Source organism: Enterovibrio paralichthyis (genome assembly GCF_019209835.1).
In the GTDB taxonomy this organism is placed as follows: Bacteria; Pseudomonadota; Gammaproteobacteria; order Enterobacterales; family Vibrionaceae; genus Enterovibrio; species Enterovibrio paralichthyis.
The window spans coordinates 25,496-35,468 of the sequence record NZ_JAHUTS010000035.1 but is presented as its reverse complement, the minus strand read 5'-3'; the positions used below and the strand labels follow the sequence as shown (position 1 = coordinate 35,468).

Here is a 9,973-nt window from a genome sequence, read left to right as displayed (position 1 = left end):
TTCGCGAGGGTAAGGGCTGTGGTCAATTGCAAAATAAAAGGCTCTAAGTATGGGGACTTAGAGCCTTTATAAGCCATCTGTTGGATCGTTCAACCGATCATTTATCTCTTAACTGATCGGCATTACCTTCAATGAGGTGCCTTTTTCGCTTTCGTTTTCGCTAAACCTTACTCTTCCAGTTCCTGAAGCTTGGTTGAGCCTCCGTGGTGTTTCTCGCGCTGTCTCTGGATGAGAGCAAAGAAACCTGGGATGAGGAAAGTACCGGCCAAGAGTACGCACAACAGACCGCCAGTCAGCGAGATACCCAGCGAGTTTTGACTGATATGGCCTGCACCGCTGGCGAAAATCAGCGGCAGGATACCGAGGATAAACGACCATGAGGTCATATTTACCGCACGGAAACGCAGCTTACCGCCCAGCACAGCTGCCTTGTCGATTGGCAACTCATTCTGCTCACGCTCATGCTTACCAAATTCCACGATAAGGATGGCGTTTTTCGCCGCCAGCGCAATCAGCAGAACCAGACCAATCTGCGCGTACAGGTTCAACGGTGTGCCTGTAATAGCCAGCGCAAGGAAGGAGCCCAGCGTCGCCACCGGCACCACCAGAATAATCGCGAGCGGAATACTCCAGCTTTCGTACTGCGCCACCATAAACAGGTAGATAAACACCAGTGCCAGACCGAACGCATAGATAGCAAGGTTACCCGCCTGCTTCTCCTGATACGCCATACCTGTCCATTCGAACTGGTAACCCTGTGGCAGCATCTCCGCCGCTACGCGCTCCATCGCCGCAATTGCATCGCCTGATGAGTAGCCCGGTGCAGCAGAACCCTGGATAACCGCCGAGCGGTACATGTTGTAACGCCATGCCACATCCGGTTCAAACACCTGCTCGATATCAATCAGGGTACTGAGCGGGATCATGTCACCGTTGGTTGAACGTACATGGAAGCGGCCGAGTGAATCCAGGTCGTTACGGTAATCACCGTCTGCCTGAATGGTTACGCGGTAGTTCTTACCAAACAGGCTGAAGTCGTTCACGTACATGCTTGCCAGGTTACCCTGAAGAGTCGTGAAAATTTCAGACAGCGGAATACCCAACTGCTTGGCTTTCTCGCGGTCGATGTCGACATAGAAATGCGGCACGTTCGCGCGGAAGGTACTAAAAGTACGTGCGATCTCTGGCTGCTCGTTGGCCTTTTGCATCAATTGCTGCATCAGGATAGCCAGATCGGCACGGCTGCGGCCGAGTGAGTCTTCCAGCACGAATTCAAAACCAGACGCAGGGCCCATGCCCGGTACCGCAGGCGGTCCCATGGCAAACACCACGGCTTCCGGCAGTTGCATCGCCGCTTTCATGTTGATGCGGTTGATGATGTCGAACGCTGAATGGTCGCCGTCCAGCTGCTGGCGGGTTTCCCAATCTTTCAACTTCACAAACATCGACGCACCGTTCGACGCTGCCGCGCCGGTCAGGAACGCATAACCGTTTGCCACCGAAGCACCGTCCACACCCGGCTCAGACGTCACGATCTCATTCAGCCTGCGGGTAACGTCTTCAGTACGGGATAGGGAAGCCGCATCCGGCAACTGGATGTTGATCAGGATAATGCCCTTGTCTTCCTGCGGTACAAAGCCGGTAGACGCATTACCAGCAAGGAAGCCAGCTGCACCGATGGCGACAGCAAACAACACACCCAGCACCGCAGATTTACGCACCAGATATCCTGCCACTGCACCGTATTTCTCGGTCACCTTGTCCAGACCACGGTTAAACGCATTGAACCAGCGGGCATGGTTGTCACCACCCTGCTTCAGTACCAGCGAACACATCGCCGGAGACAGGGTCAGTGCGTTGATTGCCGAAATCAGTACCGAAATACAGATGGTCATGGCGAACTGGCGGTACATGATGCCGGTAATACCCGGCAACATGGCTACAGGAAGGAACACGGCCAGCAGTACCAATGTAGAGGTAATAATCGGGCCTGTTACTTCTTTCATCGCCTGCAAGGTTGCCTGACGTGGGGTCAGCGACGGGTCTTTCGCCATGTTGCTGTCCACGTTCTCAATAACCAGGATGGCGTCATCCACCACGATACCGATAGCGAGGATCAGACCAAACAGGGTCACGGTATTGATGGTAAAGCCCGTTGCCAGCATGACAGCGAAGGTACCAATCAGGGAAACCGGGATCGCCACAACTGGGATCAGGGTTGCGCGGAAGCTGCCGAGGAACAGATAGGTTACGGCGATAACCAGAATAACTGCTTCCACCAGCGTTTTAACGACGCCCTTGATAGATTCAGAGACGAACAGCGTGGTGTCGTAACTGGTCTCGTAAGCCAGTCCTTCCGGGAAGTTGGCAGAAAGTTGTTCCAGACGCTCCATCACCAAACCACCACTTTCCAGCGCGTTCGCGTCAGATTGCAGGTTCAGGATCATGATAGATGCAGGGCCATCGCGGAACTTACCGTTACCGGAGTAGAACTTACGGCCAAGATCCACATCCGCGATATCTTTCAGGTAAATCATGGAACCATCGTCGTTGGCACGCACGACCACGTTTTCAAACTCCTCCACCGAGCCTAAACGCCCTTTGGTAACCAGTTTGAAGGTCATTTCCTGCGCGTTGTTAAACGGTGGCGCACCAATATCACCCGCTGCAACCTGCACGTTTTGTTCATTCAGAACGGCACGGATATCAGAGGTGGTAATGCCCAGGTTGGCCATTTTTTCCGGGTTCAGCCAAACACGCATCGCGTATTCACCGCCACCGAGGACGTTGACTTCACTGATCCCTTTCACACGGGCAATCTGGTCTTTGATGTTCAGGTTGACGTAGTTCACCAGGAACTGGTCATCGTACTTACCTTCCGGCGAGTAGAAGTTCAACACCATCAAAAGGTCAGGCGAACGTTTTTTCACCGTCACACCAACCTGGCGTACTTCCGGCGGCAGCTTGGATTCAATCTGCGCCACGCGGTTTTGCACGTTGACCTGTGCCATATCCGGATCGGTGCCGATATCAAAGGTCACGTTCAGGCTGTAAGAGCCGTCGTTGGCACTTTTGGAAGACATATAAATCATGTTTTCCACGCCGTTGACCGAAGTTTCAATCGGGTCAGCGATGGCCTGCTCGACCACCTCTGCACTCGCGCCGGAGTAAACCGCCGATACGCTTACCGAAGGTGGACTGATGCGCGGATATTCCGCCACCGGCAGATTCATCAATGCGATGGCACCGGCCAGGGTCAGGATAATCGAGATCACCAGCGCGAATTTGGGGCGCTGGATAAAAAAGCGACTCAGCATAGTAAATTACGCCCCTTGTCCTTCAACGCGGACTGTCATGCCGTTGCGCACACGCTGCAGCCCTTTGGTCAGCACTTGCTCACCATCTTTCAGGCCACTGGTCACAATCACACCTTTGTCAGTCTGCGCACCAAGTTCAACATTGCGGCGCTCTGCAATGTTGCCTTCTTTCAGCACCATCACGTAATCCCCTTCCAGATCGGTCTGTACTGACAGGCGGGGAACAACAATGCTTGGTTTTGCCTTCTTGTCTTTCACGACCACTTCCACATACTGACCCGGCAGCAGGCGGTGTTCAGGGTTCGGGAATTTAGCGCGCAGTGCCAGCGTACCGGTGCGTGTATCAATTCGGTTACCCAGGTAATCAAGTTGGCCGGCGTATTCATAGTCGTAGCCTTTGCCAAGGTTCAGCCAAACTTCCACTTCCCCACTGCGGCCTTCACCGATACCGGAAATCACGTCCGCACCAGATTGGATGCGTTGCTTTTCACTCAGGGAGAATGAAGCATGCATGGGATCAAGGCTGACAATGGTGGTCAGGACACCGGATGACGGGGAGACCAAATCACCGAGGCTAGCACGGCTTTCACTGATACGGCCGGTGAATGGTGCGCGGATAATGGTGTGGGAAAGGTCAGTTTCTGCAGCTTGCAACTGTGCCTCTGCCGATTTCAGCGCTGCTTCTGCTTGCAGCTTCACAGCCGTCAGGCGGTCAAATTCAGACTGGCTGATACCGCCGCGCGGCAACAAATCTTCACCGCGGGCATAGTCAAGGTTCGCGTTGGTCAAACCTGCTTTGGCCTGCGCCACAGACGCCGTTGCACTCGCCACTTTGGCTTCATAAAGCGAAGGGTCAATTTTGTAGAGAAGCTGCCCGGCGTTGACCATCTCGCCTTCTTTGAAATAACGGGCTTTCAGGTAGCCGGACACCTGCGGCACGATACCCACATCTTCCACCGCTTGGGTGCGGCCGACGAAGGAGTGCTCAGGTTGATAAGCAATGGTTGTTGCTGACTGTGCAGCAACCAAAGGTACCATCGCGTTGTTTTTCGGTGTTTCCTGAGCGCCACATCCGGCAAGCAGGGTCGCGCTGATTAGCGCCGGAAGCATTAACTTCCTTTTGATCATCTTCTTTCTCCTTCCCTCAACCTCAACGTGTCGAGCAAAACGTATTGGGGTTATTCAAGCCAAAAACGGCCATGATGAGGCGATTATGCAGACGCTTCCTGACTGGAGGCTGTATGGGAAGGTTAAAAAGGACGATAGCGAGCAAACAAGGCCGGGAAGCCCGGCCAGACTGGATGGGGATTAGCGCAAGGTTGCCATGGCTTCAGCCATCTGCGCATCGAGGGACTCATTGCTCAGCTTGCCGGCTTCGGTGTCAAAGTTATCGTTAAATAGCGGCACCGACAGCGTGGCTTTCAAATCACCGTTAAAGAACGGGCAAGAGTTCTCCGCCTGGGCTAGCACATTGCGCGCACCGCCAGGGCCCGGGGAGGTTGCCAGCAACACCATCTTTTTGCCCTGGAACACCTTCTGGTTGATCCGGGATGCCCAGTCAAACAGGTTCTTATAGGCCGCGGAGTAGGAGCCATTGTGTTCGGCAAAAGAGATCACGACCGCATCCGCTTCGCCAATTTTGTTAAAAAAGCGCACCGCATTTTCCGGCTGGCCAAGTTCCTGTTCCGCATCAACACTGAACACAGGCAATGCATAGTCGTTCAGGTCAATCACTTCCGTTGTTGCATCTGCCAGCATACTCACTGCGTATGTCACCAATTGTTTATTGATGGACTGAGTGCTGGTTGACGCAGCGAAGGCCAATACTTTCATTCTCTTTCTCCGTGAGGGTTGTTGTTTTCTTAACCTTCTGGAAACACGCCAAAAAGTCAACCGTTTGCGCAAACTTGAAAATTCCAGCTAAAAAATTAAACACCTATATTTCAATTAGATAAGGCTAATTCACCAAGCGAATGAGTCATGCGTCTCATTTTCGATTCATTCTTAACTACACTTTTCATTAACAAATCAACGTTCAATCGCCTGAAACAAAACAAGGTTGTAGTAATGAAAAGAAGCCGCCAGATCTTCCAAAGCCTGCTTGCTCTCCTCTTATTTTTACCCTTGTTCGCTACAGCGAAACCCCTGCCGGGCTCTCACCTTAAAGTGTTTATTCCAAGCCTTCCGTACATCTACATTTCGCACTCCATCAACGGCGCCCTGCTAAGACCCGCCGACAACGAGCGTGGCTGGGATTACGATATGGCAACCAGCTATCGCCAGATTGATGAAAAAACCTACGAGTTTTCCCTGCGCCAAGGCGTGAAGTTCCAGGACGGCACACCTTTTAACGCCGATGCTGTCATCATGAACATGGATTACTTTAAAAAAGAACCCTTCCTGTTCACCAAGATCGATACCGTATTTGACCGCGCTGAGAAGGTCGATGACTACACAGTGCGTTTTCATCTCAAGGAGAAATACGGCCAGTTTCTGAACGACGCTATCTGGATTCAGTTCTACACCCGCCCGTACCTTGAAAAATATGGCTGGAACGGAAAGCCAACCTGTCCAAACCTCGCAGAGCCAGGCCCCTATGGCCTTGGGCCCTACATACTGAAGGAAGGGTACATTGAAGGGGATCGCCAAACCCCCAAAGCAGTATTGGTTGCCAACCCGAACTACTGGAACCCTGAATTCCCGAAAATCGAAAAAATCACGGTTTATACCGAGCTCGACAGCAAAGTGGCGCTTGAGATGGCCTCAGACCGCGATGGCGAAATCGACATCATGCCTATCCCGGTTTCCGAGAAAGACCGCATTACCAACTCGCGCTATGCCAAGCTGGTAACCGCCCCTTCCACCAACAACATTGCCATCCACATGAACATGCGCACCGGCAATGAAAAACTGCTTGATCAGAAAGTCCGAGTGGCGCTGAACAGGGCGATAGATCAACGCAGGTTGCTCGATAAATATTACGACGGTGAAGGCGAATTAAGCCCTACCCTCGCTGCGCCCCTTTATCCCGGTGTGGATCGCGTGGTCAAAAACATGAAGCCCTACTCAGAGGTAGAAGATCCGAAAACGATACGTAATGAGCTGAGAGAGACACTCGAAGGGCTGGAGCTGAATGTCTACACCCAAGATCGCTTTATGTATATCTGGAAAGGAATAGACAGGGACTTACGTAAGGTGGGGGTCAAACTCAACTTCGACATCACATCCAGCGAAAAAGATGTCTTCGGCCAGCTCCTTGCCACCAATGCGAAGAAAAACACCAAAGAGTGGGATCTGCTGGTTTGGGGCGATGACGACTGGTACTACAACCATCCCTGGTCCGCCTTCCTTGTTTACCGTACCCACAATTACTGGAGCACCATCTTCCCAGACAGCCAACTGGACAGCTATATCGAACAGATGTTCAGGGAATCTGTCGGCACCCCTGAATTCAACATAGTGACCGAAAAGATCATGAACCATGTGTACAACAGCGGCTACATGCTGTTTGTCCCCACACCTAACAAGGTGCTCGCGGTGAACAAAGAGGTGACTTATAGCCCTTACCGCATGGCAAACATGCCGCTTTGGGAAATAGAAGTTTCACCCAACCACTGGTCTGTGCGCTAAGCGGTGAAAAGAATTCTGGTTTCAAGCAGGGACTCATCCAGTGCCCTGCTTTCGAATTAAAAAGGATGCGAAATGTTTGGTAAGTTGAAAACAAAACTTTTGCTGATTTTTCTGTTTATCGGTGTGCTGCCTATATTGACCGTGGGCTACATCGCACTGGATCGATCCAGTCAGGCACTCAGAGACCAGGCATTTGCGCAACTGGTCAGTATGCGGGAGGTAAAACGCCTGCAAATCGAGACCTATCTTCGCCGCGCCAAAGAGGACATTAAGATCCTCGCAGGCGGTGAAGACACCAAGCAAATCCAGAAATTGCTCACCTTCTATGCCGTTGATGAAGAGATAGAGGCCGACGAGCCTTTCCTCACCGACACCTTTGAATACGAAGACATCTGGAAAACCAACGGTAAAACATTGGCAGACTTCGTTAATGTCTACGGTTATTCGGATGTCTACATTATTCAGGCTGCCACCAGCCAAGTGATTTATACCGCCAAACGTGGTAATGATTTGGGCACCAACCTGAAAAACGGCCCACTCAGTGACAGTCCTCTGGCCACCCTTTTCGACCAGGTTTTGTCGACCAAAAAACCGATACTGCTCGATTACGAACGCTATCAGGCCAAGGACAATACGCCTGTCGCCTTAATTGGCAGCCCAATCACGGATCTTTCCGGCAAGGTTCAAGCCGTTGCTGCCCTGCAGCTTTCTGTCGATGCCATCAACAAGATCATGCTGCAACGCACCGGCATGGGGGACTCAGGCGAAACCTATCTGGTGGGGCCGGATTATCTTATGCGCTCTGATTCATATCTATCGGACGGAAGCCACTCAGTGGTGGGGTCGTTTGCCTCACCGGATAAAGGCAGCATGCGAACCGAAGCCACAGAAAACGCGCTGGCCGGTAAAACAGAAAACAAAGTGATGCTGGATTATCGCGGTAAGCCGGTGCTCACGGCCTACAGCCCTATAGAGTTTGGCGATAATACCTGGGCATTGGTGGCAGAAATTGATGAGAGTGAAGCATTTGAACAAGTCGCGGCGATGAGAACCATCATCGGCTATGCCCTGTTTTTCGGTATCGCACTGGTCAGTATTATTGCCCTGCTTGTCACCCGCACCGTCACCAAGCCCATTATAGAAATCACCCAGAAGCTGGATAAAGTCGCCACAACTGGCGACTTCTCCGCGCGGGTTCAGGTTCGGAGCAAAGATGAGCTTGGCCAGTCTGCCAACGCCTTCAACACCCTGATGGACAGCATGCAAGGCGCAGTGACGGACATTCGCAAAGTGATGGAAGGGCTTGCCAAAGGTGATTTCAGCAACCGCATCGAAGCGGATTTGAAAGGCGACCTGCTCTCCATTAAACAGGCGACAAATACGTCGCTGGAAAACGTTGAGAAATCTGAACAGATCAAAGCTGAACTGGAGCACGACGCCAAGATCACCGCAGCAGAAAATGCGCGGGTCAGGCAGGCGCTGGACAATGTCTCCACCAATACCATGATTGCAGACGGTGATTACAACATCATCTATCTCAACCGTTCATCAGAACACCTGTTCCATGACGCCCGGGAAGACTTCGGCACACTGATCCCACAGTTCAATCCGGATAAAATCCTCGGTAAGAACATCGACTTTTTCCACCAGAACAGTGCCCACCAGCGCAATATCCTTGAACACCTTGAGAAAACGTACACCAAGGAACTGCAGATCGGTAACCGTGTGATGGTCATTACCGCCAACCCCATTATCGATCTGGACGGCGAACGGATAGGCACCGTGGTTGAATGGACGGATCGCACGGCTGAAGTGGCTATCGAGCGAGAAATCGACAGCATGGTTGAAGCTGCCAGTCAGGGGGATTTTTCCACCCAGTTGCCGCTGGAAAACAAAAACGGCTTTTTCCACAATCTCACTCAGGGCCTCAATTCACTTGCGTCCAACACCGATGCTGCGCTTGCTGACATGCAGCGTATCCTTGGCGCTATGGCGCGCGGCGACCTTACCGAGCGCATAGACAAACAGTACAACGGCCGCTTTGCCCAGCTGAAAACAGACGCCAATTCAACCATTGAGAAACTGACGCAGGTTATCGGGGATATCCGCCTTGCCTCCTCCACCATTTCTATGTCGTCCACTGAGATCGCATCCGGCAACCGGGATTTAAGCCAACGCACCGAAGATCAAGCAACATCGCTGCAGGAAGCCGCCGCCAGCATGGAAAACATGACGGAAATAGTGCGCCAGAGCGCTGACAATGCCCTGCTCGCCAACGCACTGAGTGAAGAAGCCCGCGTCAAAGCCCGTGAAGGGGGCGACGCCGTGATGCGCACCATTACCGCTATGGATCAAATCAGCGGCGCGAGTAACAAAATCTCTGACATTATTGGGGTGATTGATGAAATCGCTTTCCAAACCAACCTTCTGGCACTGAACGCCGCGGTGGAGGCTGCACGCGCCGGTGAGCAAGGACGCGGGTTTGCCGTTGTGGCGGGTGAAGTACGAAGCCTTGCACAGCGTTCAGCGGAAGCGGCAAAAGAGATCAAAGAGCTGATCCGCGATACCAATAAGAAAGTGGATGACGGCGCTACCCTGGTGGCGGAATCCGGCGAAACCCTGCAGGAAATTGTCAGCATGGTCGAGCAGGTCAGCACCAAAATGTCGGAGATCAGCGAAGCGGCGCAAAATCAAAGCTCAGGCATTGAGCAAGTCAATGTCGCCGTTGCCCGCATGGATGCCATGACCCAGCAAAACGCAGCATTGGTGGAAGAAGCAGCCACCGCCGGTGAGAGCATGCTTTCCCAGGCTCAGGACATGAACGTGATGATGGAGTTTTTTACTATCAATGAACACAAAGAACCTATCAAATCACCCAAGCTGAAAAAATCACGCAAGAAGAGTATCGCTGCTGGCAGGAGTAAAAAAGTGGCGGTAAAGAAAGTGGAAATAGATGACGATGAAATCGAGTGGGATGACTTTTAACCCCACCCGCGAAAACCAAAAGGAGAAGCCGTCGCTTCTCC

Annotated in this window: 5 protein-coding genes; 2 read left to right on the top strand and 3 right to left on the bottom strand. The window is 52.3% G+C overall.

Going from position 1 to position 9,973, the window contains the following annotated elements; all coding sequences use genetic code 11:
- Window positions 1-167: 167 nt before the first annotated feature.
- The 3 genes from KU854_RS23045 to KU854_RS23035 form a co-directional block, all read right to left on the bottom strand.
- Complete coding sequence (locus KU854_RS23045) at window positions 168-3,317, bottom strand: efflux RND transporter permease subunit (protein WP_218360617.1); 3,150 nt, start codon at window positions 3,315-3,317, stop codon at window positions 168-170.
- A 6-nt stretch (window positions 3,318-3,323) separates the two neighbouring features.
- Window positions 3,324-4,445, bottom strand: coding sequence for an efflux RND transporter periplasmic adaptor subunit (locus KU854_RS23040; protein WP_218360616.1), 1,122 nt, complete (start codon window positions 4,443-4,445; stop codon window positions 3,324-3,326).
- A gap of 180 nt (window positions 4,446-4,625) precedes the next feature.
- Window positions 4,626-5,150 (bottom strand): NADPH-dependent FMN reductase, encoded by a 525-nt coding sequence (locus KU854_RS23035; protein WP_218360615.1) that lies wholly within the window; start codon window positions 5,148-5,150, stop codon window positions 4,626-4,628.
- Window positions 5,151-5,384: 234 nt separating this feature from the next.
- Between KU854_RS23035 and KU854_RS23030 the strand changes: the two genes are divergently transcribed.
- Complete coding sequence (locus KU854_RS23030) at window positions 5,385-6,947, top strand: ABC transporter substrate-binding protein (RefSeq protein WP_218360614.1); 1,563 nt, start codon at window positions 5,385-5,387, stop codon at window positions 6,945-6,947.
- 72 nt (window positions 6,948-7,019) lie between these two features.
- Window positions 7,020-9,932 (top strand): methyl-accepting chemotaxis protein, encoded by a 2,913-nt coding sequence (locus tag KU854_RS23025; RefSeq protein WP_218360613.1) that lies wholly within the window; start codon window positions 7,020-7,022, stop codon window positions 9,930-9,932.
- Window positions 9,933-9,973 lie beyond the last annotated feature (41 nt).

Bases quoted from the DNA above. Each gene is read 5' to 3' on its own strand.
- KU854_RS23025 (WP_218360613.1), top strand. From the start codon at position 7,020: ATGTTTGGTAAGTTGAAAACAAAACTTTTGCTGATTTTTCTGTTTATC.
- KU854_RS23030 (WP_218360614.1), top strand. From the start codon at position 5,385: ATGAAAAGAAGCCGCCAGATCTTCCAAAGCCTGCTTGCTCTCCTCTTA.
- KU854_RS23045 (WP_218360617.1), bottom strand. From the start codon at position 3,317: ATGCTGAGTCGCTTTTTTATCCAGCGCCCCAAATTCGCGCTGGTGATC.
- KU854_RS23040 (WP_218360616.1), bottom strand. From the start codon at position 4,445: ATGATCAAAAGGAAGTTAATGCTTCCGGCGCTAATCAGCGCGACCCTG.
- KU854_RS23035 (WP_218360615.1), bottom strand. From the start codon at position 5,150: ATGAAAGTATTGGCCTTCGCTGCGTCAACCAGCACTCAGTCCATCAAT.